1 protein-coding gene is annotated in these 232 nt (G+C 36.6%); it reads left to right on the forward strand.

The window, feature by feature from the left end:
* A partial coding sequence (locus tag H6A07_RS10100) for a hypothetical protein (RefSeq protein ID WP_204814778.1) occupies positions 1-220 on the forward strand: 220 nt, incomplete at its 5' end.
* Positions 221-232: the final 12 nt, after the last annotated feature.

The raw sequence follows: 232 nt of genomic DNA on the forward strand, positions 1-232 counted from the left end.
AATCATAAGTGATCAAACTCCCTGGAGAAACCTGGAGGAAAAAAAAGCCGGGTGGGATATCCCTCTTGATCAACCGAAAAAATTTGAAGAAGCATTTCATCAAGCAATTCACTGGAACCAGGACGAATACGATGTATGGTCAAAGGCAGCATTAGCCGTTGCTAAAAATTTAATGGAGCAAACCGATTTGAAATCAAACTATTTTAAACTATTCAGTTAATATGTATATTCT

Source organism: Olsenella uli (assembly GCF_016899935.1).
Classification (GTDB): domain Bacteria; phylum Actinomycetota; class Coriobacteriia; order Coriobacteriales; family Atopobiaceae; genus Thermophilibacter; species Thermophilibacter uli_B.